Consider the following 23,291-nt stretch of genomic DNA (forward strand, 5'->3'; position numbering starts at 1 on the left):
CACCCTGCTTTCTTACATGGCTTCAATGGTTTTTGAATATCCATCACCTCACTTGCTCAAAACAAAAAGACCTCTTATAAAAAGAAGTCTTAATCCTTTATGTAATAAACCACTTTATAAAAAGCGATCCATTATGTAGATGGTTCAACATTCTTTGAAGAGGATTCGTATCCTCTTCTTTAATCCGCATTTCTCTTCTTTATATAACACTTTCGTTGCAATTCAAGACAAATAATTTATCTTTTTTTGAAAATAGTTTTTGATTTCGATATGTTATGTGATAAAAGATAAGTAGACAGATAAATGAGAGGAGAATTAAATATGGATAAAGAAACAATAAAAAGAATAAATGCTCGTTCACGTATAGACAACGAAGAATACCAACGGAAAGCGTTATCAGGTGAACTATACTTAGAAGCGAAAGAAGAGCTTGAAATATTCACTAAACTTCTAGAGGATGATCGTGACAATGCTGCGCTAAAATTATTAATTGATAGCCGTAAAGAAACCATCAGACGTGCTGATACAAATCCTGAATACTTTATTAAAAAGCCTTAGGGCTTTTTTGTTTTGCTTAGAACTTATACTCCATCTTTTGAAAGTCTGTTGAGATTTCATGATGCCATATTCGTTTATTTCGTCTGTATTCTTTCACATATTCTTTCAAATAGACCTTTTCCCACTCCTCAAGTTCAGCATACTTCTTGCATTTAATCTTCTGAATCATTTCCTTTTCGTTTTTGTAGTACATCTTCCACCTCTTTATATGTTAATTGGTTTTTAAACACGGACATTTCAAGGTATATCTGATTACATTTCATACAACGGACTGCTTCTATTTGTTTAAAATAACAAGGATACAATTCATGTTGACAACCCTTCATAGAACCATCACCTCCTGAATAAAATAGAAAGATAGAATAAGAAAGGAGAAAAAGATGAATAACGACTATGTGAATCAAACGTTCCAAAAACTTATGTTCATGCAACAGGAAATAGAGAAAGGGTTAGAGATTTCAAGTGAGGATTTTATTAGGGCAAACATTGAGTGTCTTACCATTGTATTTGAAAAAATGGTGGAGAATCATTTGGAGGTTCAAAGCGATATAGAAGTCATGCACTGCATGGTGGAGAATTTAAAAAGCGAAATAAGGAGAAAGGATTTCTTGCAATGAAGCCTATGGCTTCTTACATATTATCATTGAACTAGAAATTACTTATCATCGGAAAAAATGGCATTATCGTCGCAAGTAATGGTTATCTCATGTTCTCTTACATGAATATTAACATTACTCCAACCCTCACCCTCTCTATAAATAATCATTTTATCTTTATCTTTTTCTGATACTCTTTTTAGGAAATCATTTAATGTCATTCAACTACCTCCCAATCATCAGCAAGTATTTCATAAAAATATAAAGTTTCATTGTATTCATCAAGTTCTTCATTTTTTACACCAAAAAATTCATATAACAAGCCATTATCAAGAACATAATAAATGTTTTCTCTCCAATGTTTTCGTTTAATCTTCTTCCCTTGTTTTAGTTGATATAACGCCCAACTAAAAGTACCTGTATTCATTCCTTATCAATCTTCCTCTCTAACTCTTTTATTCGTTTACCTAACTTCATATTCTGCTCTTCAAGTTTCTCAAGATACTCTCCCATCACTTTAAATGTTTCATTATTGGATTCTTGAATTTCTGATGCAATAATGACAAGAACCGTAAGTAATAAGATAAAAATCGATAATGCTAAGATCATTCAATCACTTCCTTTAACACTTCAAAGATAAAACTTACAATTCCAAGAAACAAAGTTACGGTACAGAAAAAAATAAACTTGCCAATATCACCATCTGTTGCTTCTAATTGGTCTGTAAAATATAAGAATAATCCTAAAAAACCACAAACTGTAAAAAAGTTCACCCCTACATATAACAATCTTTCAAAAATAGTAAACAAGATTTTCATTCCATCACTCCTCATATAAAAACACCAAAAGCTCATATGTTGTTTTTCTAACAACCATTTCTCCACCGATTAATTCATGTTCTTCAGTTCTCTCTTCATATTGAAACTCTAACTCGTCCAACATTGATTTTTTTCTTTCCAAATCTTCTTTTGTGAAAACGATTATTTTTTTGAAATACCTTTTCATTCCATCACTCCCGATATCCATCATAAATTTCTAATTCTAATAAATCGCTATATTTATCTTTTTGCAAAACACAGATCCCAAAATGTTCATGAACTTCTTTCAGTTCTCCTAAATACCTAACAAACATCTCAAAATGAACCAAACTATTAAATTCAACGATAAACCCTTCATACATTTTGGTGTCTTTGTTATAATACGGTTCGATTTTTCTCCCAAAAAAATTTGCCACAACATTATAAAGCCATTGCATATCTTCAAAATCGGCTGTATGAGTTAATTTTACTTTCATTCAATCACCCTCCAATAAGTAATAACTATCTTTTTTCCTGTTTTATTCTACTTAAAATTAATTCCTCTTTTGTATACTCGTTCTTAATCAATTCAGTAAATGCTATGTCCAGCCAATCATCTATCTTGTAACGTATCTCGCTTCTTATATGAGCATGTTTCTCATTTCCTTTATGGGTGTAATGAGTAAAAATCTGATCTCCTATTTGCAACTGATAAACAAGTTTTTCACTATCATCAATTATTTCGCCATTCATAATTTTTTTCATTCTTCATCACTCCCCTAAGGCTCTCTCAATCTCATAATTACTTGTAAACCACTTGGTAAAAAGTTTAATTTCTTCATCATGCATTCCAACTTCTTTTAATGCACGAATGGCATTTTTTAAATCTTGAATTTTTATTACTAATGATTCATCCAAAGTTGTCACCCCTTTTCATGTTCAAACTTCCTGCCGTCTAACACTCCAGCAGCATAGGCTAATTCCACAAGTGTTTCTTCGTGTTCAGAAAGCGTGATGCATTTTACTTGTTCAATTAATAGGACAATGTCTGATTTCAAATCATCACTCCTCATTTAATAGTTTTGAGATTTTTTCACTAACCCTTTTTTTCTTTTTACGGATTCCGTCTTCGGTCATCTTATACATTTGGGCTAGTTCTTCGGTTAAATGGTCTTGGATCCAATGGTGCAAAAAGAGTTGTTCTTCACTTGAAAGCATAGGAATCACACTTTCGATATCCCATTTTGGAATATGGCAATCAATCAGTGCCCATTCATCGATACTTTGCCAGTGTTCGAGTGTTTCTGCTACTTCATTTGATGTATAAAGAAATTCCACTTTGATACCTCCTTTAAAATAAATAAAAAAAGAGGACACAAAAACCAATGTGCTGGTTTCTGTATCCTCCATCCTCTGGTTGGATAATTTTTGAAATGATGTTTTTGAAAAATAGTCTACACAATATTCAGTTGTCATCTATGTATTATGTAAAAAAAGGAATAGTCCTTTTGTATTTTCAACTTTTTTGTGATGTTACCAATCAAGTCCTACTCGTTTATACTCACACAAATCTCCTACACGGTCTTTTAAGTACACATGAAATTTTCCTGGTGATTCAATCAGTGAAAACACCGCATCTTTAAATAGCACTCCTGCATCTTTTTCATTTATAAGTGATAGGTGTTCCATTTCTTCTCCTGTCACATCATTTACAACCGATATATAATACATTACAGTCTTCCCCCAATTGTTTTTTCTAGGTAGGCATATGCCTCATCAAAGGTTTTAAATGGTTTAAGTCCATTTAAGGTTGTATTGGCTTGTACTTTCCACATTTGGTCTCTATGAATGATACGGACATATTTATCTTTAAATTTATATTTTAAAACTTTGCCTTCATTGTTCAGAAAGATATGTTGAAATGTACAATATTCTTTTTGATACTTCCCTAATGATTCTTTAATCAAAGAATTCACTCTCCTATTATGTGATAATAATAGTTTGAGTGAATTTTTGAAAAGTCCTTTTCCGATTATTTGGTTTTTTCAGCATTTCTTTTTCGTTCACTTATTTTCTGGGATATTTCAGCAATCACGATCCCTGTTTTAGTTAGTTCAGCATTGTTTGAGATTAATTGGTTAGAATTTAACGTAGTAATTAATTTGCGGTGAACTAAGATGAGGTTATCGATATCAAAATTTCGCTTATCTCCATCTCCAAATAGAACAACATGATTTTTGGGAACAGGTCCGTTTTCTTGTTCCCAAATATGAATATGTTTTGGTCTCCACTTATTCGGGTCAGCTATCTTAATAATTATGTAGTCGTCTTTACCCACTCTTTCAGAACCAACAGGGCGATATCGGTTTCTATGCATCCCAGGACATAAATTGTGTGTGCTTTTATATCCTGCAATTTGATTCTTTCTCAAATTCAAATTGAAATGTTGATTAAACAGTTCCGTCAATTCTTTATTCGTTCGTCCTTCAAGATTTTCTCTTATAAAGGCACTTTGTTCTTCTGTATAGACATGTTTCAACCCTTTTGTTAATTTAAGGCGATAGCAAATTCGTTTGATTTGCTCATATGTTTTATTTAACCCAAAGTGTTTGTTAAACTTAGTTGTTAGATCTTTAATTAATGTTCCTTCAATATTATTTTTTAAGAAATCAATCTGTTCAGGTGTATATCGAAACCATTGTCCCATCTTATTTTCCCTCCAGCATCCTAGGTACTGGTTGCTCAATATTTAAACTATTCTCTGCTACTTTTTTTGCTTCTAACACAAGAGAACCATTCGAAATAATCCGACTTGCAATATCTGAGATGGCTTTTGCTCGATTGATTTCTTCTGATAAGTTTTCACCCTTGACTTCTTCATCACCAAGCCGTTCAAGCTGCGCAAAAAGGTGTAAATTAAGATCTCCCAGTGTGTTTTTCATTTGAAAACTCCCCCAATATATTTTGTTTTAAGTATGTATTTTCAGATTTTCATAAATATCCTTCTTCCTTTTTTAATCAACGAGACCATATGCTTTATGAAAATTATTGACAGTGACTTTCCCTTTTGGAGTTAAAGTTGCCTTTCTGTTGGCATTCCAGCCTTTTTTATACGTAATGTATCCACCTCTTTGTAAATCAAAGAGCATTCGAGCGACTTTATCTTTCGAGAATTTTTTATACAAGAAGATAAGTTCTTCTAGTCGTTCTGCAAATGGCAATGCACAATACTCCAACATCAAACAATGTTCTTCATTGATGTTTTTACGAAGAAGAACATCTAAGTTTTCATTTGTCATCATTGCTTTTAATTTTTCCAGTGCTTTTTCTTCTAATTGTCTTATCGCTTCACGAGTGATGCCATATTCTTCACCAATTTGCTCTAATGTCATCACGTCATAATACCGTTTTTCAATAATGTCTCTTTCTTTCTCATTGAGATAAATGAGTAAATCTTGAATATCCATCTTGTCTAATCCATTATCAGGTTCGTCAAAAGTGGTATTCACCAATGTATCCTTTAAAGTTGTTGTGCTTTCATCTTTATAAGAGGATGTCTTGATTTCTGCATCTAATGAATAGGTGTTGAAATTTTCTTCCCATGATTTATATTTTTTTAATAGTTTCATTGATACTTCAAGAGCAGATGCAAGTTCTTCATCATTTGGTTCACGCTTTAATTCTTCTTTTAGCTTTGCTTTCGTTTTTCTTATTTTTCTAATCTCATAGTAGGCATTTACAGGAAGTCCATTTTGTTGCTGGTTTTGTTTTCCTAGTTCTCTTTTAATACCCCACTTGATGTTTTGACCTGCAAACGATATAAATTTATTGTTTTCTATTTGAGTTACATCATAATTTTCAAGAGCTTCAAGAAACCCAATTACTCCAATTTGATATAGATCTTCTTGAAGAAAAGTATCATTTCTTGCTGAGGGAGATAATTTGTAAATAAAATGATAAATAAATTTTTCATTACGAGTTATTAATACTTCTTTTATCTCTTCTTTTCGGTTATCAGAAGTGGCATATTTGTATTCAACCACTAATTCTTCATTGGACTTTTCATCATCAGGTTTGGTTGCTAATTCCTCTAAGGATTCAAACGTTCCATTAAAGAGTAAAAATTCGATTTCATAATATTTTTCCTTTCGAATTCCAGCCTGTTGGACGATTTCCTCAATCGTGGGTTTTCGATGAAGCTCTATTGTCAACATTTCTTCTGCTTGTTTAATTTTTTTGTAAACATCGTATTTCTTCCAGTCATCTTGATTCTTTTTCGAAACACCATAATTAACTTCAATTTGGATTTTATCTTGTTCGATTTCTTCTTTTGCTTCTGGATTATTTGGTTCTTTTTCAAGTTGTGTTTTAAACTCTTGAACTTTTCCTTTTGCACGATAAAGAGCATTGTCTACTTTTTTTCGATTAATGCCTACCTTTTCCCCTATTTCGGAATAAGAATATCCTTCAAGAGACAATTCAAAGATTTGTTTCTCCATCTCTGTAAATGTTTCTTCTTTATATTGTTTAAAATGTTTTACCGTATCATTTGTTTCCACTTGTTTAGATGGGTCAACGAACTCATAGGAAAGACTAATCTGGGCTTGTTCTGAATGGGATGCATAATCAATAAATGCAGTATCATCACCATCAGGCAACAAAGCATCATAGGAATGGCTTTCATTTAAGGCAAGATGTTTATTATTTTTCGACCGATTTAATTCACCTAAAATTTTATGTTTCACAAACCTTCTACACCATGATTGAAAGTTACCGTTTTCGACTTTTTCAGGATTAAAGGCTTCAATGGCTTCCATCATTCCCATGCAACCTATTTGAAAGATATCATCACGGTCTGCACCTGGGATAAAGATTTTCTTTTGAAAACTTTTAACAATGGGTTCACATTTTTGGATGATTTCATTGATTGCTCTTTCATCGCCTTGTTGTGCTTGTTTGAGTACGTTCATATCAATGTCAGCAATATGACTCATGGCTTGACCCCATTTTTGTATTCATTGGTCTGTTTGGATTTTATAACTTCCTTTTCTACAACCATTTTTAATTTTTCAAGTGCTCTAAACGTTCCTTTATGGATAATATCTAATCGTTTCTTTAACTCATAAGCCAACTCTTGTTGTGTTTTCCCATGGAGGTAATGTTGTTCAATCAACAATCTGTCCATTCCATTTAACTTAACAAGGGATTCTCTAATCACTTGTTCATCAACATCCACTTGTAAATTGGTTTTCTTTTTCAAGACGTCTGAAAGGTTCTTTTTGGTGATGGGTTGATTCTGTTCAATTTGTTCAACAAACTCATCTATTTTTCTTCTTGAGCGTTGAATTGCATTATCAATGGTTTTACTTTCAACCCCAAGTCTTTCTTCAAGTTCTTGGTAGGTTAAACCCTCTATATGAAACAACTGATAAATTTCTTTTTCTCTATCGCTAAAATGCAAGTCTTTAAAACGGTCTAATTGTTCCAGTTTGTCTTGAATTTCAATTTGTTTAATTGGATCTAAAAATTCATAGGATAAACTTTCCTGTGCATTCATCGAGTTGGATGCAAAATCTAAAAATGTCATATTATCGTTCTCTGGAAGTGGAACATCAAAGGAGTCACTTTCATTTAATGCTTTATGTTTCTTTCGTGTTGCACCTTTAACGGCACCAATGAGTTGTCGGTCGATACACATGGCACAAAAGGAAAGAAAATTTCCTTCTTCTACTTTTTCAGGTTCAAAACTTTGGATGGCTTTAAAAATGCCAATGTTTCCTTCTTGAAAGACATCGTCATATTCAGCACCTGGTAAAAAGTATTTTCTTTTTTTGATGATGGCTTTTACCAGTCCACGAAGTTGATTTGCAATTTCATTAAATGCAAATTCGTCACCATCTTTTGCTTTTTGTATCATCTCTAGTGGAATCTCTTTATATTTACTCATAAGGTTGTTCCACGCCTGTTAAGATGATGTTGAAGTGATTTTTCTTTACATACTCCCCAAGTTCTTGATAAAACGCCTTTCTCTCTTCAATGGATAAGGACAACTCTAAAACCAAACGTCCAAAGTGTTTAATGTCTTTGACTTTGCCTGAGTACAAATCCATTTTAATGAAAAAGGTTTCCCTCTTTTGTTTGCACTCCACATTCAAATACACAAGGAACTCTTCTTTTTCTTTTATATGAAACGAATCAACTAAATTAAATGTATACTTCATAAGGATGACCTCCGTTTTTGTGATAATAGATAATGCACAAAGAAACGAAAAAACCCTTCTTTAAAAAATAATTTCCTGCTGTTTAAATCGCTATTATTTGAGAAGATATGATACTATTGCTTTAATGGGAATAAATAGAAAGCGAGAGGTTAACGATGGAGCAAAAGAATCAACTGACTGAGTATGGAAAAAAACTGATGGCACTGAGAAAAGATTTATCTGATAATGTTAAGAAAATGATGGATTCAGATGAAGAGTTTGCTGAAACCCTTGAGGAATTCGATATTTCTATTACAGTTGGCAATCAACAGCACCAACTTTCTTTTAATTCCGACTTATATACTGACCTGCTAACGATGATTGACAATCAGATTGAGGACTACGGAACGGAAGAATAAGCGAATAAAAAAAGGTTTACTCATCAGTTGAGTAAACCTTTTTCATATTTCCTTTTGCCACATTCATGGGTTTCCCCCAATCGTATGGTTGGCTCAGAATTTGTTTGCCACATTTTAAACATTCGACATCACAAAGTCGTTTGTAACTTATTTTATCTTTTATGTTTTCTGGGTATTCTTCCACCCGTATTACATCTAAGACGCCACCACACTCACAAATCATGCTTGAACTCCAATCATGTTCTTTCTTTACATGATACCAAGAAAAGAAATGGAGACACAACTATTTATAGGAGATTTGCTTTTCATATCGAAGACGCCAATAGATACTTTCTTTGTTTGCCCCTTTTTCAAAGAATGAACGTGCAGCTTGCACTTGGTCTTGTTTGGAGTAACAATAGGGACCCACACGTTCTAAAAACGCTTTAGCCACTCCACCATGTGCCACATAGGTATAAACCCCTCGATGTTCATAAATATCCCCTAGACCGACAATTTCTTGGATACGGTCTAATGTTTTTTTTCCAGCACGACCACTCATGCCAATTCGTATCGAAATATAATAATAGGTTTTCTTTACACTCTTTTTATTGATATATTCTCGCTTATCGCAACTGATGGTTCCTTCGCCATCAATAATGCCGCCAACATAATGATACAATTCATTTTTCACATGACACTCCTTATTTATTGGGCTGTGCCCCTGAGTCATTTTGATCGTTATCCGTTTTCTCATATTTCTTTTTTATCGTATATTGTACTTGGAATTTCCCTTGGTGGTTTGATACGTGGATATCACAATAGGGGTTTTGTTGAAGGAAGGTTTCGAGGTCATTTAATAGGGTTTGAAGGCTCATACACATCACCTCTTCATTTTAAAGACAAAAAGAAAGATGCCTTGAAAGAAGCCCGTTCTAAAAAACAGGAGGTCATCTTCGTTCAAGGCATCAGTCTACATATTATAAGGAAGTAACAAATAATCATAACAAAAAAAGCAGGATAGCAACCACACAAAAGGAGAAAAAGTCGTCTTACATCTAGTTAGTTATGCAGAAAAGGAAATTCTCCTTTTTTAAATATTCACTTTTTTATTGAAATTGTGGTGAAGGTTTTAACAGAACGAGCATTTCTAAAGCTGACATATTGGGGAGATGGTTTAGGAACTTCTTGGCTTGCAAGTAAGATGTGAAAGAAAACGCTTGTAGTTCATGCTGAATGTCAAAATGGTTTTTTGTGTCTTCTCGGTGTAACAGATAAATTCGGATGACGATTTCTTTTGTAAAATGTTTCATTCCACTCGTTAAAATCAAGATTCCTGTTTTCTTATCCACAGGACTGACCACGGTTGCATGTATTTCCATATCATGCAGTATCTCATTTGGAATATTGACGTTGATATTGGTATTTTTCTTCAAAAAAATCCCTCCTTTTATGTAGACACCATTCTACAAAAAACGAGGGATTTCCTGTCTGTTCACCAAAAGTACAAACATTTTATTTAGATTCTTCCAATTGGAAGGCTTGTTGATTTTCATCGACTTCATTTTTCTTTTTGGTTTTTCTAGTTGAGCCTTTTCTCTTTTTCTTTTCCCCTGTTGTTACCATGTTTTGGATGTATTCTTCATCCCATCTTGCTGGTTCTGTTTCATATGGAATCTTGGCATAGGTTTTAAGAATGGCTTCTACAATGATTTTCGCGCCTTCCACTGGCACTGCCATCCCAATTTGCTTTCTAGCACTTTCTTTTCCTCCAATAAACTCATACCAATCAGGGAATGTTTGAAGTCTAGCACGTTCACGGTTGGTTAAAGCACGAGGTTCTTCATAGTGATACATATGAGTTCCTCCACCGCCTGAACCTGTTACCGTATATGCTGGAGTTTCAGGATGCAGTCTTCTATATATGTTCGACATTTTTGTTTTCTTTACATTCAAACGAAGATGTTCTGGTAGATAATCCACCCAGCAATTATCCCCTGGGTTTATATGTGAAAGCATTTCGATGACTTTTTTATCATGTCTTGTGAATTCATGATTCAGTGCATCTTCAGGTATTGGTGGATTTTCAAGGGCTTGTTTGGATGATTTCCAGTCCTTCTTATTTTTAAAAGGAGCTTTAGGCACTTCAAATCGTAGACCAAGGTCTTTTCTGAATCCAACGATGATAATACGATGCCTTGCTTGTGGGACACCATATTCTTCAAACTTATATTTATGAGGAGTGATGGTATAACCTGCTCGTTCCATCTCCGTTAAAATTTGAATAAAGGCTTTTCCTTCGTTTGCACTTTCTAGTCCACCTACATTTTCAGCAATAAACCATTTTGGCTTGTGGTGTTTTAAGACTTTGATTCCGTATGAATAAAGTCCACCATATTCCCCTTCAAGTCCTTTTGTTTCTCCTACAAGAGAAAAATCATTACAAGGGAATCCAAATGCGAAGGCATCAATCGGTGGTAAACTTTTGATATCTAACTCTTTTACATCTCCAAAGAAAACCGTCTCTGGTTTATCAGGACATATATTATGTCGGAACGTTTTGCATGTGTCTTCATGATAATCATTAGCCCATGCATGTTCTACTTTATATAAAGTATTGTTTTCATCTTTTACTTCCACCATTTTAGCTCCTAGCGATAAGCCCCCAGGACCACAGAACAGCTCTCCTTTTCGAAAAATCATTTACTTTCGCTCCTACATGTGTAGTTTGTCATTTTATGTTCTAAAGTCTAATTATACACTACTCATCCATCCATTAAAAGTTTGCAAGTCTATCTTCCAACTTAATAGGTGACATCTCTAGTAAACTCTAATATTATTAAATTGACAATGTAAAAAATTGGAGGGATTCCTATGTATTTGACGAGTCATTTGCTTGAACATGTCTTTAGAGAACCTTATCGTCATGGTTTTCGCAAACTGCGTATTTTATCAGGTTACGCATCCAGTGCTTTTTTGTATCACATTTTGGATACATACCCTGATATTGAAATCGATTTAATCATTGGAATGAGTAAAAGAGATGGCATTAATCGGTGGGATCATGAACGTTACAGACAAGTCATGCATGAAAATCCTCGTATTCAAATCAGCTACAAGACCACTCACCCACCAGTACATACAAAAATCTATCATTGGTATAATGATGCTCGACAAGATGATACCCTTACATTTGTAGGTTCTGCTAATTTTTCATGGGGTGGGTTTCGTGACCAAAAGGAACTATTGGTAGTAGCCAATCATGATAATATCGATGAGGTATTTGATCTTCCTGATGTAATCAGTTGCACAGACCCTGACGTTGACCAACATATTAACTTCCACAACATTCACTATCGACGTCAAACGCAAACGATTGTTGCCAATCCAACCAATCGTACAAGAACAGAACCTGCACATGTTGCTCAACCTATGAATCTACAAAACTTGGAATATATTGATTTGTCACTTTTAATAAACGAAAATAGAATTCATGAAAAAGCTGGTCTAAATTGGGGACAACGTCCTGGTCGTGAACCAAACCAAGCGTATATACCTGTTCCGACACCATTTACTATGAGAGAAAATCCAACATTCTTTCCACCACTTGAACAAACATTCACGATGCTAACAGATGATGGAGAACAATTAATGTGTGTGATGGCTCAAGCGAACCGTAAAGCGATCCATACAAGTGAAAGTAATAGTATTATGGGACGTTATTTTAGAAATCGTCTTGGCGTAGCTTTAGGTGCAAGAGTGGACGTTCAAGATTTACTGAATTATGGAAGAACAAGTGTACGAATTTATAAAATGGATGATGAAACCTATTTCATGGACTTTGGTGTTGATTCACCTGTTACGGAAGTTTGGTAAGATACATACAAAAAGGACAGGCAACTGTCCTTTTTTAGTTGAATTCATCATCATATTCTTCTATATCTTCATCTGTTAAATCAAGTTCCTCTACAACACTTTGATAAAAATGTTGCCAAATGTCTGTTACAAACGGAAACACTTGATATTCTTCTAACCTTCTTTTTGGCAATGGAACACTTACCCCATATCCTTCTTCACAATAAAAATGCATTTGTAAAAGTAAATTTCGGAAATTCATTTGTTCTTCTTTGGAAGTAAAAATGTTTCTGAAGTAATCTCTTGTTCTACTTGTACTCATAAACAAATTCATATCAACTTTTTCTTTTGAATAAATCCGTAAACAGTTTATCAGTTCATTTAAGACTTCTTTGCCAATTTGTTCTCGTATCCACAAAAACCTCCTATGTTTCTTTAGTATGTGGAAATATATGTATATTTATACATTTTTAAGGTTTGATAGATTGGTTACCCATTTTACATGTTGATCGGATTCAAAGAAGTTTTTTTTAATTTCAAATAGCAAATCAGTTGTATCAGTTGTCATGACTAGTTGAAGGTTTCCATCAATCATTTTTGCTTTAAGAACAATTTCATCATGTTCTTCCATCAGTGAAATGGATTTTGTTAATTTATTCATTTCTTTCACTCCAAATGTGTATTTTTTTGTTTTAATTTTTTTATTTTTAAAGTAGTGATTTTAAGAAGGATTTCGTTTACAACACTCCATTGCGGGTGGAGAGTCCTGAACTGAGCAGACTACCCCTTACCAAAGGGTAGAAAGCGCATAAAAGGATATTGCAGTCTGGAGCCGCCATATCACATCGCATTATAGTGCCGTACTGCCTACTACCAATTCGGGGACGGGTCACCTAGGTCCAGCTTTATTGACCGACTTTAAAAGTTCACACTATAATCTACCTTGCCAAAAGGCAACTGGGACGGGATTTGTAACATTACTCTAAAAAAGAGTCATTTACTCTAGGAAAGAAGACATGTCCCTCTACGGACGATTCACCGTTGGTTCTCGAAAGAGTTCTTACCTCTTTCACGGGAGCGAGGTTGACGGGAAACTCTACTCAATTTGTATCGTCTTTTTTCATATCACTCATGCCTTTCATGAATGATACAGGCTCTCTGCCAGTGATATGTATTTTTATAATCACTTATCAATTAGTGGTTAAGTATTAGTTATGTATTAATAGTATACAAGAGAAAAATCAAATCTCCTATAAATGAAAGGAAGAAAATTTTTGGAAATTTGCAGAATAAAAAAGACGCCATTTCAAAAGAAATAGCATCTAAGCCGTTACCATTCGCAATTTATTTTTCTTCCATTCGTTTGGATGGAGTTGCTGAATCTGTTTTTGATAAGAGAGTGCCACCATTTTCACATCATAAATTCCACCATATGTATTTCCTGTTCGCTTATAGATTCTGTAAAACCCTTTTAGAAAATTGGGATGGTAGGCTTCTTCTTCTGTTAAGGTTATAGCAAATAAATCTTTTAGTTCTTCACCCGTCATGTATCTTTTTAAGGGTTGGTTGTTCCAATTGACGCCTTTGATTGTTTTAAAAAGAATCTCTTCTGCACGTTCATCTTGAAATGTTAAGCCAATTGCGACCCCTCCACCACTTCCTTTTATTAATGGAAGGTTGGTTTGTTGTATGTAGTTTTTATCGTATGTCATCATGATATATCACTTCCTTTTTTCATGAAATAATTAATGACTTCACTTATTTGTTTTTTATTTAATTCTTCTATCGATTTTACATTTCTGCCTTTATATATTTTTTCTAATAATTGTTCTAGTGGAACATTGGATTTTTTAGAGAAGTTGGATAGTTCGATTTTAAGTTTTTTGATTTGTTTTTCAGAAGCTTTGTTCGAGGATTGTGTGGAGTTGGAAGATTGATTTGTATGATTGTTTTGATCTGTGTTTATATCTCCTTCAGGGTCATCTCCTGTTGGAATCATAAAGGCTTTCATAATGGCATACTTGGTTGCACCAGTCATCGCTTTGTAGTACCCCTTGTCACCTGCATCTTGTCCTTCACCTGCAATTTTAAAACTAATGGTTTCACCTGTATCTCCATCCATGAACGTAAATTCTACTAAAACAGTTGCAATATATTCTACCTTTCCTTTTGCATTTGTATGTTCTCTAACTATATGTTCTGCAACGGATGGTATCATAATGACATTTTGTTCTGATAATGCCTCCCTAACTGGTTCTACAATATCTGCTTCCTTTACATAAGAATATTTATGAAAATCATTAAAGCCTGACTTTTGAATATATTTTACTTTTTGCATCACACTTGCTAATTTTTTTACTAATTGTTTTTCGCTCATGTTATCACTCCTCTTCCTGTAAAAGTATTCGTTTTTGCACCTCATGTATCTTTTGATAAATGTCTTGTTTTTCCTCTTCACTAAATTCACGGTCGATAAATTCTTTCGTAGAAGGATTTTCTACATTGCCAATGGTTTTATAAGTATATTTGGTTGAAACCTTTCTGACTGCTTTATCCCATGCTTCCCCTCTTGTGAGTTCTTGAAGTAAGAATTCTTCCATTTTTTCTTCACGGAGTTGTTTTGTCTTTTGTGCATGGTAATAACGCAAGACAAAGTAGATGTATTTATTTTTCCGAATTCGGATTTCCCAGCTCATGTTCTTTCACCTCACTTATAGGTTGTCAACTCCTACTCTTATTTTAGCGCAATAATCGTAATTCCTTATAAAAAAGATGACTTTTTTGATGGCATCTTCACTCATCCACCATTTGGTTAAGATGTTTCTAGGTTGTCAACTCCAATAAAAATATAGGACGAGCGAACTCGTCCTTAACTATTTGTAATGACCTCATATTGAATATCATCAAAATCTCCTGCTTTTTTGGTTAATCCTTTATAGAGCAATGCTTTATTGATACTGTTGGCTATTTTTCGTTTGTTCTCTGGATGTAAGGTGGTAAATTCACCTGTATAAATGGCTTCATTATTCTTGATGGCTTGAAAGGTAATTTTGGTTAGTTGCATTTTGCTTTCTCCTTTTATCGCTTTTTTATTTTATACCGTCGATTTTCTAGGTTGTCAACAAACTTTTTGGAAAAATATGAATATTATTTTCAAATAGTGTTCATAATCACATTATAAGGAGGTTTTTGTAAATACTGATAAGTAGCAAAGCAGGAATTTATTTAATTTGTGACCGAGATAAAAAACGATATTATGTAGGGTGTAGTTCATCGAATTGTTTAAGCAGGGTATTTAATCATATCCATAAACTAAAAACGGGGACGCATCCAAGCGATATTTTACAAAAGGCGTATCAGAATGGTCATAAATTGGAGTTTGTTCAACTTCTTGAACTTCCTGATTGGAAGAAAGAGGACATCTTGGATTTAGAAAGACGCCTGATATTCGGGTTAAAAACCTATGATGATGAATATGGGTTTAATGTCAAAAATGTCCCTCCAGAAACCTATTTGGAACGTAAATAAAGACGAGTGGTATTCCACTCGTCTTTTTGTACAATCCACTGTTATAATTCTAAGACCGAATTTTCCCAAAATACCACATTGCTTGGACACGAGTATTTATTATAGATAGTAGATTCGAAGTAAGAGGCTGCCTCAGCATTCTCAGCACTCACATCTCTAAAGGTTTCATTATCTGATTCAATAATGGACACACAATGATTATAATCATAAACAACTAAAAACCCCTTATTCGGGCTTTCAACTACGCCTACTATTGCTTCATCAAATACTTGGTCTAAAAAGTAATCAGATTCTTCCCCATCTGTATGTTCCTTTATAAACTGCCTTGTGTACGTAGGATCAATTTTATCCAATTGTCTTCCCCCTTTACCTTCCTTCTTTTCAATAAAACTATCCACATATAAAAATATGCAGTGATTTTAAATTTCATCCTTGTCCTTAAAAGAATATAAGAACTTTTAAACGATGACAATTATTTTCTATGCCGCCGTCTAAAATGGTGGAATTAGTGAGGTTCAAACCTTTCCCTTTTTTTCTAGTTCAGCAGAGTATGCCTCTTTTGCAGGTCCTGATAACTGAGCCTCTGTAATTGCCTTTGTGTGGATGGCATCTTCAACATAAAATTTGATTTCAAATTCGTTTAATCCTTCTTCTCTCCACTCTGTTTTTAATGTTTCTAACATTTGCTGGAATTCAGGATCATTTTTATAAAACTCAACCAGTTTTAAACTTTTTTCATTATGGAGCTTCTTTTTACGAAGCAAACTTCTTTGTTCTGATTCTAAATTGATATCGGACACGATTCACCCTCCTAAAAACTTCTTTACTATATTTCAACAAACAAAGAAAAAAGTCCTGCTTATGAGGACTTTTGGATTATATAAACCGTTTATCACGGGAACAAAGAAAAAGGAGGGCTTACAAGAAACCCTCAAAACAACAACAAAAGAAAGGATGTTACTCTTTCGACCAAATCATAAATTCATTGGTCTGAGTATTCCACACATACATATCCCCAAAATCGTCTACAAAGCTGTCGTATAAAGGTAATAACTTTGGTTGCTCCTTATGCCATTCTCTTTTTCCTACCTACAATCACCCCTCTGATAATATTTTATGCTTGTTCGATTAGTGGTATGAATAAATAATTGGTTAGTGATTAATTTTATTTAATTTTGCTTTATCTCCTAATAATTCAATCGCTTTTTGATTATAAGCACGTGTTGCTGCTTCTTCATTTTTATATTTTCCTAGTCTATATGTAATTCCATCTACTACTAGGATCGAACGCCATTTTTTAGCTTCCTTTTCCCATGAAACTCCTCTGTATTTAGACGTTTTTTCCTTTTTGATTTTTGGTACAAATTCAGATTCATCCACATCATTCAGGTAAGCAAATTCACCATAGTGTATTTTTGCCCAATAGTTATACGCTTTAGCTGCTTCAATTTCTGAATCATATTGACCTAGAAAATATGTCTGTTTATTTTTATTTATATACGAATACCACTTCTGGTTACTGTTATTATAACAGACCCCCTTATATCCTATATTAGGTTGACGATTATAATTGTTTTGTAAATGAGTTGCATATCTTAAATTTTCTCTTCGATTATCTAATCTATTTCCATTAATATGATCTACAAATTTCCCACTTGGTGAATCTAATATGTATCTATGCATTCTCTTATTTTTATTTAATCCTTTTATGTATCCCCTTGCATACCCATTGTGATAATGCCAATTATGTTTCATTAACTCCTCAAAATCTTCAGGACTTACTTTAACAAAAAGACCTTCTCCTCTTTTCCCTTTTAGTGGGATTAACTTATAATTTTCCAAATTTATCACCTCCTAAAACTTTTCAAATCATAATCAACATATCCTTTTTGTCAATTAAATGTTTTGGAGGTTTAAAAAATAAGCACCTCCTAGAAGATGCTCATTAAAATACAGTACATATGTTTTTTATACCTTCTAATCATATTTCCTTAGAAATATGGTTTCTAACTGTTTTTTCACTAATAAACAGTTCGCCCGCTATTTCTCTTGTCGTTTTATCCTGTACTAACAGTTCGAACACTTCTCTTTCTCGTTTGGTGAGTAATGGCTTGTGAGTAAATTCATTCTCCTTCAAGTATATTAACCCTCCTTGCCTTCGACAGCTGTGAACTGCGGGGTGGGTATATTTTAGTCACCATATCTTATGTAAAGGAAAGAGACAGAGTGACTACAATTCCTAAAAGGAGTGTTATTTTAATAAATATGGGCTTTTATTTAAAAGCCAGCCTTTTATCTTCCAGAAATTGTGATCTTATATCATCAGTCCACGCTACACCTTTACCAGTTATCTTTGAAATTTGCACGATTGTACCCCTGCCAGCTATACAGATCTCTTCATTTGCCTTTTTCACCATGTAATGAAGGTCTACTGAAGAACTCCCAACTGAATTGGCTTTTACATAAATCTTTAACTCTTCATCAAAAAAGACTTGTTTTAGAAAATCACACTGCAAATCAGCAACAACCGGAATCAATTCACTTTCCGGACGGAGCCATTTTTGCATCAGTCCTTTGGTTTTTAAATATTCAACCCTTGCTAGTTCGTAGTAAACGAATGGGACGGTATTATTCAAATGACCAAACATATCAGTCTCAGAAAACCGCACCTTTACCGCATAATTAAAATCAAACTCTTCTTCCCATCGTACTATATCGTCAATATACTCTAATTTCCCCATGGGTGTTCCTCCTTTTTAACCAAAGCCACTTACCTATGTATCCTCGCAAGTGAATGAGTATTCATTCAATACCTCTTATTATAGTTATATTTGAAAAATTTTTCACCCAAAAGCATTAAAAAAACTAGGTGGACTAAATTCCACCCAGTTCTTATGAATCTATTCTTTTTGCGTAAATGATATATCGATCTGGAGCATCACCAATATAACTAAAAGGGTAACAGGTGGTTAGTATCAATTCCTCTTCCTTGTCTTGAAGTGTAATAATGCTCGTATCGTCTGCATCGACAATCTTTGTATGTGTGATTTCATATTGGTAATTTCCGTAAGGCATTTGAACCTCTAAAATATCGGAGAGTTTCAATTCACCTAGCTTTCTAAAGACGGTGTCGCGATGTCCAGATAAAACAATTTGGCCGTTTTCATCCGGGTAAAAGGAATCTTTGTAGTGCCCAACTCCTTTTTCTAGATCATCAGGATCGGTTCCTTCGACAATTGCTAGCTCCGCACTAATCTTAGGAATAACAAGCAATCCGGTCGTGTCCCCTTGTCCTGGTAGTAGACGTCCAGCCGGTTTTGCAATAGGTTCTTTTTCTGAATGGACGATGGCTTTCGCCTCAGTGAGGGATTGATTCGTTTGCACTTTCGTTTCAATAAATTGCTTCAGCCCCATGCCAATAAAAACAACACCGATTGCAATAATTATAATGGGAAGCACGTTTTTTTTCTTCAAAAGAAATCAACTCCGCTAGATTCAATTACAATATCTAGTATATCAGATAGGAGGTCTATAAAGAAGAAACTCCTAGCCTAAATTGGCAGGGAGTTTCTTCTGGTTTGCCAACTAGCTATCGGCTTCAATTCACTTTAGCTATGGAGCTCAACACTTAATATCTATGAATCTCAAAACAAGTGCAGCTGCTTATGTCTAGTGGCTTCCTAGGTTTTGGTTTTACCTTCCTAAACCCACCTTACCAATAAAAAGCCTCTTTCCCTTGTGAGAAAGAGGCCATACTATTTATTAGATTTGGTCACTTCCGAAGAAGTTCTTAAATGCTTGGAAACTTGTATCGCGGTTTAATGCTGCAATCGAAGTTGTCAATGGAATCCCTTTAGGACAAGACTGAACACAGTTTTGTGAGTTCCCGCAGTTGGAAAGACCTCCGTCTCCCATGATCGCTTCAAGACGTTCAGCTTTGTTCATTTCACCAGTTGGGTGAGCATTGAAAAGACGCACTTGTGAAAGTGGTGCAGGGCCAATGAATTCGGATTTGCTGTTTACATTTGGACATGCTTCTAGACAAACTCCACAAGTCATACATTTTGATAGTTCATATGCCCATTGACGCTTTCTTTCTGGCATTCTTGGTCCAGGTCCAAGGTCATACGTACCATCAATAGGAATCCATGCCTTTACACGCTTTAATGAATCAAACATTCTGCTTCTATCCACTTGAAGGTCACGAATCACTGGGAACGTCTTCATTGGTTCCAATCTGATCGGCTGTTCAAGCTTATCAACAAGCGCTGTACAAGACTGGCGCGGCTTTCCATTAATCACCATTGAACATGCTCCACAAACTTCTTCTAGACAGTTCATATCCCATGAAATTGGTGTTGTATTTTCCCCTTTAACATTTACCGGATTTCGGCGAATTTCCATTAAAGCTGAAATCACGTTCATTCCCGGACGATAGTCTAAGACAAATTCCTCATCATAAGGGGCTGATTCAGGTGTATCCTGACGGGCGATGATAAAACGAACTGTTTTGTTTTCAGCCATCCCTTCTTACTCCCCTTTCTTCTTCTTAGAATAGTCACGCTTACGAGGTTCGATTAAACCTGTATCAACCTCTTCATAATGGAAAGCTGGTGCAGAGTTTGCATCCACAAACTTCGCCATTGTTGTTTTTAGGAATTCCTCGTCATTACGCTCAGGGAATTCAGGCTTATAATGAGCACCACGGCTTTCATTACGGTTGTAAGCACCAATAGTAATAACACGTGCAAGCTGAAGCATGTTTTGAAGCTGACGAGTAAATGTCGCTCCTTGGTTGCTCCACTTAGCGGTATCATTGATATTGATATTTTTATAACGCTCAAGTAACTCAACAATCTTTTCATCTGTTTGTAGAAGCTTTTCATTGTAACGAACAACCGTTACATTGTCAGTCATCCACTCACCAAGCTCTTTATGAAGGACGTATGCATTTTCTTTTCCATCCATAGACATGATGCTGTTCCACTTCTCTTCTTCCTGTTGAACATGTCGTTCAAATACAGAAGAAGAAATAGCGTCTGCACTCTTTTCAAGTCCATCGATATAACGGACAGCGTTTGGTCCAGCAACCATCCCGCCATAGATAGCAGAAAGCAAGGAGTTCGCACCAAGACGGTTAGCTCCGTGCTGAGAATAATCACACTCACCAGCAGCGAATAATCCTGGAATATTGGTCATTTGATCATAATCCACCCATAATCCACCCATTGAATAGTGAACTGCAGGGAAAATCTTCATTGGGACTTTACGAGGGTCATCCCCAACAAATTTTTCATAAATTTCTATGATTCCACCAAGCTTAATATCTAGTTCTTTTGGATCCTTATGTGAAAGATCAAGGAATACCATGTTTTCGCCATTGATTCCAAGTTTCTGTGAAACGCACACATCAAAAATTTCACGAGTCGCAATATCACGTGGAACAAGGTTTCCATATGCCGGATATTTCTCTTCAAGGAAGTACCAAGGCTTTCCATCTTTATATGTCCAAACACGTCCACCTTCACCACGCGCTGATTCACTCATCAAGCGAAGTTTGTCATCTCCTGGGATTGCCGTTGGGTGAATTTGGATAAACTCACCATTTGAATAATAAGCTCCCTGTTGATAAACAATTGAAGCAGCCGATCCAGTGTTAATAATTGAGTTTGTTGATTTTCCGAAAATAATCCCAGGTCCACCGGTTGCCATGATTACGGCATCACCAGCGAAGGACTTAATTTCCATCGTCTTCAAGTCTTGGGCAACAACTCCGCGACAAACACCATCGTCATCGATAATTGTTCCTAGGAATTCCCAACCTTCATACTTCGTTACAAGCCCAGCTACCTCATGACGGCGAACCTGCTCGTCCAAAGCGTAAAGTAACTGCTGACCGGTTGTAGCACCGGCGAATGCAGTACGGTGATGCTGTGTTCCACCAAAGCGGCGGAAATCTAGTAAACCTTCAGGTGTACGATTAAACATAACACCCATACGGTCAAGAAGGTGAATAATTCCTGGTGCAGCATCAGCCATCGCCTTAACTGGCGGTTGGTTTGCGAGGAAATCTCCTCCGTAAACCGTGTCATCAAAGTGCTCCCAAGGAGAGTCCCCTTCACCTTTTGTATTTACTGCTCCATTGATGCCCCCCTGAGCACAAACGGAGTGGGAACGTTTTACTGGTACAAGTGAAAACAAATCCACCTGTTTTCCTGCTTCAGCAACCTTGATGGCTGCCATTAAGCCAGCCAGGCCGCCGCCTACTATGATAATTTTACCATTACTCATCGTGGCTCACTCCCTCAATCCTAAGTCGACTTCTAGTTCTGTAAGTAATAGATTCATATAATTAGATAAATGCTAAAATTGAACGCACACCGATAATTGAAAGGACAACAAATACACCAATTGTAAAATAAGTTGCAATCAACTGTGAACGAGGTGAAACTGTGAATCCCCAGCTAACAAGGAAAGACCATAATCCATTAGCAAAGTGGAAGATTGAAGAGATCACACCTACTAGATAGAATACTAACATGAATGGTGACGCTAAAATACTCTCCATCATTTGGAAGTTTACTTCAGCCCCAAATGCAGCGGCAACGCGGGTTTCCCAAACATGCCATGCAATGAACACCAAAGTGATCACACCCGTCCATCGCTGCAGTTTAAACATCCAGTTACGGAAATATCCGTATCTACTAGTATTGTTTTTCGCTGTAAAAGCAATGTAAATACCGTAAATTGCATGGAATAAAATAGGTAAAAAGATAATGAATGTTTCTAAAAAGATCCTGAACGGGAGACTCTCCATAAAATGTGCTGCATTATTAAATGCTTCTTCTCCCTGTGTGGCGAAATGATTGATAACTAAGTGCTGGATTAAGAAAACCCCAATTGGTATTACCCCTAGCAATGAATGAAGTCTTCGCCAGTAAAACTCTCGATTTTGTGCCATTATGTATACCCCCCTTTGATAATTAAAAGTGATGTCTAGGCTGAAAATCATAAAGTATATGGTTTTTAACCTCTCCATCGTGGAAAAATAAATAAACATTTCTTACAAAATTGTGACAAGTCCATTTTACTCTCATAAGATTGGACCGTCAAGAAAACGGATACAGAAATAATCCTTATATAAGAAAAATTATTTTCAAAATTTGATAATTATTACTATTGACATCAAAGGTGTTCCTTTCCAAAATCCGGTATCTCGGGATAATAATAACTTAACTGGAACGAATCTGTCTCTTTTAAATAAGAAAATCGGAATACGAAAACTGCCTGAAAGCTCATAATAAATCAAGCTCGAATATCCTAAAAAAGTTGAAAAAAATCAAAGAGAAACCATTCTTG

General features: G+C 35.1%; 43 protein-coding genes. 5 read left to right on the forward strand and 38 right to left on the reverse strand.

Features of this window, described 5'->3' with window-relative positions; genetic code table 11:
* The first annotated feature begins 321 nt into the window (after nucleotides 1–321).
* On the forward strand, nucleotides 322–558 hold the full coding sequence (locus BMX30_RS03925) for a hypothetical protein (protein ID WP_090741400.1): 237 nt from the start codon (nucleotides 322–324) through the stop codon (nucleotides 556–558).
* 16 nt (nucleotides 559–574) lie between these two features.
* Here the strand turns inward: BMX30_RS03925 and BMX30_RS23395 are convergent, their stop codons facing one another.
* A complete protein-coding gene (locus tag BMX30_RS23395; protein WP_170843787.1) occupies nucleotides 575–751 on the reverse strand; it encodes a hypothetical protein in 177 nt (58 codons plus the stop codon).
* A 187-nt stretch (nucleotides 752–938) separates the two neighbouring features.
* Between BMX30_RS23395 and BMX30_RS03930 the strand changes: the two genes are divergently transcribed.
* A complete protein-coding gene (locus tag BMX30_RS03930) occupies nucleotides 939–1,175 on the forward strand; it encodes a hypothetical protein (RefSeq protein WP_090741401.1) in 237 nt (78 codons plus the stop codon).
* 38 nt (nucleotides 1,176–1,213) lie between these two features.
* Here the strand turns inward: BMX30_RS03930 and BMX30_RS23400 are convergent, their stop codons facing one another.
* From BMX30_RS23400 to BMX30_RS04000, 17 genes are all read right to left on the reverse strand, one after another.
* On the reverse strand, nucleotides 1,214–1,375 hold the full coding sequence (locus BMX30_RS23400; protein ID WP_170843788.1) for a hypothetical protein: 162 nt from the start codon (nucleotides 1,373–1,375) through the stop codon (nucleotides 1,214–1,216).
* A complete protein-coding gene (locus BMX30_RS03935; protein WP_090741403.1) occupies nucleotides 1,372–1,581 on the reverse strand; it encodes a Thoeris anti-defense Tad2 family protein in 210 nt (69 codons plus the stop codon). Before BMX30_RS03935 ends, BMX30_RS23400 begins: the two co-directional genes overlap by 4 nt.
* Entirely contained in the window at nucleotides 1,578–1,763 is a 186-nt protein-coding gene (locus BMX30_RS03940; RefSeq protein ID WP_090741405.1) for a hypothetical protein, read from the reverse strand. The genes BMX30_RS03935 and BMX30_RS03940 overlap by 4 nt, the downstream gene beginning before the upstream one ends.
* Entirely contained in the window at nucleotides 1,760–1,972 is a 213-nt protein-coding gene (locus BMX30_RS03945) for a hypothetical protein (protein WP_090741407.1), read from the reverse strand. Before BMX30_RS03945 ends, BMX30_RS03940 begins: the two co-directional genes overlap by 4 nt.
* A gap of 4 nt (nucleotides 1,973–1,976) precedes the next feature.
* Nucleotides 1,977–2,159 carry a hypothetical protein gene (locus BMX30_RS03950; RefSeq protein WP_090741409.1) on the reverse strand — a complete coding sequence of 61 codons (183 nt, stop codon included), beginning with the start codon at nucleotides 2,157–2,159 and terminating at the stop codon, nucleotides 1,977–1,979.
* Nucleotides 2,160–2,163: 4 nt separating this feature from the next.
* Nucleotides 2,164–2,448, reverse strand: a complete 285-nt coding sequence (locus BMX30_RS03955; RefSeq protein ID WP_090741411.1) for a hypothetical protein — start codon at nucleotides 2,446–2,448, stop codon at nucleotides 2,164–2,166.
* A gap of 25 nt (nucleotides 2,449–2,473) precedes the next feature.
* The gene (locus tag BMX30_RS03960) at nucleotides 2,474–2,716 is read right to left on the reverse strand and encodes a hypothetical protein (RefSeq protein WP_090741413.1); all 243 of its coding nucleotides are present in this window, start codon (nucleotides 2,714–2,716) and stop codon (nucleotides 2,474–2,476) included.
* A gap of 6 nt (nucleotides 2,717–2,722) precedes the next feature.
* Nucleotides 2,723–2,869, reverse strand: coding sequence for a hypothetical protein (locus tag BMX30_RS23405; protein ID WP_170843789.1), 147 nt, complete (start codon nucleotides 2,867–2,869; stop codon nucleotides 2,723–2,725).
* Between the two features lie 5 nt (nucleotides 2,870–2,874).
* The gene (locus tag BMX30_RS24050) at nucleotides 2,875–3,009 is read right to left on the reverse strand and encodes a hypothetical protein (protein ID WP_280139932.1); all 135 of its coding nucleotides are present in this window, start codon (nucleotides 3,007–3,009) and stop codon (nucleotides 2,875–2,877) included.
* A gap of 4 nt (nucleotides 3,010–3,013) precedes the next feature.
* Nucleotides 3,014–3,289, reverse strand: a complete 276-nt coding sequence (locus BMX30_RS03965; protein ID WP_090741415.1) for a hypothetical protein — start codon at nucleotides 3,287–3,289, stop codon at nucleotides 3,014–3,016.
* 195 nt (nucleotides 3,290–3,484) lie between these two features.
* A complete protein-coding gene (locus BMX30_RS03970; protein ID WP_090741416.1) occupies nucleotides 3,485–3,682 on the reverse strand; it encodes a hypothetical protein in 198 nt (65 codons plus the stop codon).
* Nucleotides 3,682–3,918 (reverse strand): hypothetical protein, encoded by a 237-nt coding sequence (locus tag BMX30_RS03975; RefSeq protein ID WP_090741418.1) that lies wholly within the window; start codon nucleotides 3,916–3,918, stop codon nucleotides 3,682–3,684. The genes BMX30_RS03970 and BMX30_RS03975 overlap by 1 nt, the downstream gene beginning before the upstream one ends.
* A 65-nt stretch (nucleotides 3,919–3,983) precedes the next feature.
* Complete coding sequence (locus tag BMX30_RS03980) at nucleotides 3,984–4,658, reverse strand: HNH endonuclease signature motif containing protein (protein ID WP_244532499.1); 675 nt, start codon at nucleotides 4,656–4,658, stop codon at nucleotides 3,984–3,986.
* 1 nt (nucleotide 4,659) lies between these two features.
* Entirely contained in the window at nucleotides 4,660–4,893 is a 234-nt protein-coding gene (locus tag BMX30_RS03985) for a hypothetical protein (RefSeq protein ID WP_090741420.1), read from the reverse strand.
* Nucleotides 4,894–4,965: 72 nt separating this feature from the next.
* A complete protein-coding gene (locus BMX30_RS03990) occupies nucleotides 4,966–6,945 on the reverse strand; it encodes a sigma-70 family RNA polymerase sigma factor (RefSeq protein ID WP_090741421.1) in 1,980 nt (659 codons plus the stop codon).
* Complete coding sequence (locus BMX30_RS03995; RefSeq protein ID WP_090741423.1) at nucleotides 6,942–7,898, reverse strand: sigma-70 family RNA polymerase sigma factor; 957 nt, start codon at nucleotides 7,896–7,898, stop codon at nucleotides 6,942–6,944. The genes BMX30_RS03990 and BMX30_RS03995 overlap by 4 nt, the downstream gene beginning before the upstream one ends.
* Entirely contained in the window at nucleotides 7,891–8,172 is a 282-nt protein-coding gene (locus BMX30_RS04000; protein WP_090741425.1) for a hypothetical protein, read from the reverse strand. The genes BMX30_RS03995 and BMX30_RS04000 overlap by 8 nt, the downstream gene beginning before the upstream one ends.
* A gap of 155 nt (nucleotides 8,173–8,327) precedes the next feature.
* Between BMX30_RS04000 and BMX30_RS04005 the strand changes: the two genes are divergently transcribed.
* Entirely contained in the window at nucleotides 8,328–8,570 is a 243-nt protein-coding gene (locus BMX30_RS04005) for a hypothetical protein (protein WP_090741427.1), read from the forward strand.
* 16 nt (nucleotides 8,571–8,586) lie between these two features.
* Here the strand turns inward: BMX30_RS04005 and BMX30_RS04010 are convergent, their stop codons facing one another.
* The 5 genes from BMX30_RS04010 to BMX30_RS04025 form a co-directional block, all read right to left on the reverse strand.
* Nucleotides 8,587–8,793, reverse strand: a complete 207-nt coding sequence (locus BMX30_RS04010) for a hypothetical protein (RefSeq protein WP_090741429.1) — start codon at nucleotides 8,791–8,793, stop codon at nucleotides 8,587–8,589.
* Between the two features lie 60 nt (nucleotides 8,794–8,853).
* A complete protein-coding gene (locus tag BMX30_RS04015) occupies nucleotides 8,854–9,243 on the reverse strand; it encodes a hypothetical protein (protein WP_090741431.1) in 390 nt (129 codons plus the stop codon).
* Nucleotides 9,244–9,253: 10 nt separating this feature from the next.
* Nucleotides 9,254–9,427: a hypothetical protein gene (locus BMX30_RS23410; protein WP_170843790.1), complete on the reverse strand. Its 174-nt coding sequence runs from the start codon at nucleotides 9,425–9,427 to the stop codon at nucleotides 9,254–9,256.
* 231 nt (nucleotides 9,428–9,658) lie between these two features.
* On the reverse strand, nucleotides 9,659–9,985 hold the full coding sequence (locus tag BMX30_RS04020) for a hypothetical protein (RefSeq protein WP_090741433.1): 327 nt from the start codon (nucleotides 9,983–9,985) through the stop codon (nucleotides 9,659–9,661).
* 79 nt (nucleotides 9,986–10,064) lie between these two features.
* Nucleotides 10,065–11,252, reverse strand: coding sequence for a DNA cytosine methyltransferase (locus BMX30_RS04025; RefSeq protein WP_090741435.1), 1,188 nt, complete (start codon nucleotides 11,250–11,252; stop codon nucleotides 10,065–10,067).
* A 171-nt stretch (nucleotides 11,253–11,423) separates the two neighbouring features.
* On the opposite strand from BMX30_RS04025, the gene BMX30_RS04030 reads away from it, so the two are divergent.
* Entirely contained in the window at nucleotides 11,424–12,425 is a 1,002-nt protein-coding gene (locus tag BMX30_RS04030; RefSeq protein WP_090741437.1) for a restriction endonuclease PLD domain-containing protein, read from the forward strand.
* A 34-nt stretch (nucleotides 12,426–12,459) separates the two neighbouring features.
* Here BMX30_RS04030 and BMX30_RS04035 read toward each other — a convergent pair whose 3' ends face one another.
* The 6 genes from BMX30_RS04035 to BMX30_RS04060 all read right to left on the reverse strand — a co-directional run bounded on the left by BMX30_RS04035 (nucleotide 12,460) and on the right by BMX30_RS04060 (nucleotide 15,468).
* Nucleotides 12,460–12,822, reverse strand: coding sequence for a hypothetical protein (locus BMX30_RS04035; protein WP_090741439.1), 363 nt, complete (start codon nucleotides 12,820–12,822; stop codon nucleotides 12,460–12,462).
* A 42-nt stretch (nucleotides 12,823–12,864) separates the two neighbouring features.
* Nucleotides 12,865–13,065, reverse strand: a complete 201-nt coding sequence (locus BMX30_RS04040) for a hypothetical protein (protein WP_090741441.1) — start codon at nucleotides 13,063–13,065, stop codon at nucleotides 12,865–12,867.
* 661 nt (nucleotides 13,066–13,726) lie between these two features.
* Entirely contained in the window at nucleotides 13,727–14,119 is a 393-nt protein-coding gene (locus BMX30_RS04045; protein ID WP_090741442.1) for a hypothetical protein, read from the reverse strand.
* Nucleotides 14,116–14,781, reverse strand: a complete 666-nt coding sequence (locus tag BMX30_RS04050; protein WP_090741444.1) for an ERF family protein — start codon at nucleotides 14,779–14,781, stop codon at nucleotides 14,116–14,118. Before BMX30_RS04050 ends, BMX30_RS04045 begins: the two co-directional genes overlap by 4 nt.
* Nucleotides 14,782–14,785: 4 nt before the next feature.
* A complete protein-coding gene (locus tag BMX30_RS04055; protein ID WP_090741445.1) occupies nucleotides 14,786–15,100 on the reverse strand; it encodes a hypothetical protein in 315 nt (104 codons plus the stop codon).
* 173 nt (nucleotides 15,101–15,273) lie between these two features.
* Nucleotides 15,274–15,468 carry a hypothetical protein gene (locus tag BMX30_RS04060; protein WP_090741447.1) on the reverse strand — a complete coding sequence of 65 codons (195 nt, stop codon included), beginning with the start codon at nucleotides 15,466–15,468 and terminating at the stop codon, nucleotides 15,274–15,276.
* 155 nt (nucleotides 15,469–15,623) lie between these two features.
* On the opposite strand from BMX30_RS04060, the gene BMX30_RS04065 reads away from it, so the two are divergent.
* Nucleotides 15,624–15,932: a GIY-YIG nuclease family protein gene (locus BMX30_RS04065; protein WP_280139937.1), complete on the forward strand. Its 309-nt coding sequence runs from the start codon at nucleotides 15,624–15,626 to the stop codon at nucleotides 15,930–15,932.
* Nucleotides 15,933–15,973: 41 nt separating this feature from the next.
* Here BMX30_RS04065 and BMX30_RS04070 read toward each other — a convergent pair whose 3' ends face one another.
* From BMX30_RS04070 to BMX30_RS04110, 9 genes are all read right to left on the reverse strand, one after another.
* On the reverse strand, nucleotides 15,974–16,285 hold the full coding sequence (locus BMX30_RS04070; protein WP_090741450.1) for a hypothetical protein: 312 nt from the start codon (nucleotides 16,283–16,285) through the stop codon (nucleotides 15,974–15,976).
* Between the two features lie 162 nt (nucleotides 16,286–16,447).
* On the reverse strand, nucleotides 16,448–16,732 hold the full coding sequence (locus tag BMX30_RS04075; RefSeq protein ID WP_090741452.1) for a hypothetical protein: 285 nt from the start codon (nucleotides 16,730–16,732) through the stop codon (nucleotides 16,448–16,450).
* A 352-nt stretch (nucleotides 16,733–17,084) separates the two neighbouring features.
* A complete protein-coding gene (locus tag BMX30_RS04080) occupies nucleotides 17,085–17,774 on the reverse strand; it encodes an HNH endonuclease (RefSeq protein ID WP_090741454.1) in 690 nt (229 codons plus the stop codon).
* A gap of 139 nt (nucleotides 17,775–17,913) precedes the next feature.
* Entirely contained in the window at nucleotides 17,914–18,069 is a 156-nt protein-coding gene (locus tag BMX30_RS04085; protein ID WP_090741456.1) for a helix-turn-helix domain-containing protein, read from the reverse strand.
* A gap of 136 nt (nucleotides 18,070–18,205) precedes the next feature.
* On the reverse strand, nucleotides 18,206–18,673 hold the full coding sequence (locus tag BMX30_RS04090; protein WP_090741458.1) for an acyl-CoA thioesterase: 468 nt from the start codon (nucleotides 18,671–18,673) through the stop codon (nucleotides 18,206–18,208).
* Nucleotides 18,674–18,824: 151 nt separating this feature from the next.
* The gene (locus BMX30_RS04095) at nucleotides 18,825–19,346 is read right to left on the reverse strand and encodes a class D sortase (RefSeq protein ID WP_090741844.1); all 522 of its coding nucleotides are present in this window, start codon (nucleotides 19,344–19,346) and stop codon (nucleotides 18,825–18,827) included.
* A gap of 348 nt (nucleotides 19,347–19,694) precedes the next feature.
* Nucleotides 19,695–20,456 (reverse strand): succinate dehydrogenase iron-sulfur subunit, encoded by a 762-nt coding sequence (sdhB, locus tag BMX30_RS04100; protein ID WP_090741460.1) that lies wholly within the window; start codon nucleotides 20,454–20,456, stop codon nucleotides 19,695–19,697.
* A 6-nt stretch (nucleotides 20,457–20,462) separates the two neighbouring features.
* Entirely contained in the window at nucleotides 20,463–22,223 is a 1,761-nt protein-coding gene (sdhA, locus tag BMX30_RS04105) for a succinate dehydrogenase flavoprotein subunit (protein ID WP_090741462.1), read from the reverse strand.
* 61 nt (nucleotides 22,224–22,284) lie between these two features.
* On the reverse strand, nucleotides 22,285–22,893 hold the full coding sequence (locus tag BMX30_RS04110; RefSeq protein ID WP_090741464.1) for a succinate dehydrogenase cytochrome b558 subunit: 609 nt from the start codon (nucleotides 22,891–22,893) through the stop codon (nucleotides 22,285–22,287).
* Nucleotides 22,894–23,291: the final 398 nt, after the last annotated feature.

Origin of the sequence: Mesobacillus persicus (assembly GCF_900109925.1) — a bacterium.
In the GTDB taxonomy this organism is placed as follows: Bacteria; Bacillota; Bacilli; order Bacillales; family Cytobacillaceae; genus Mesobacillus_B; species Mesobacillus_B persicus.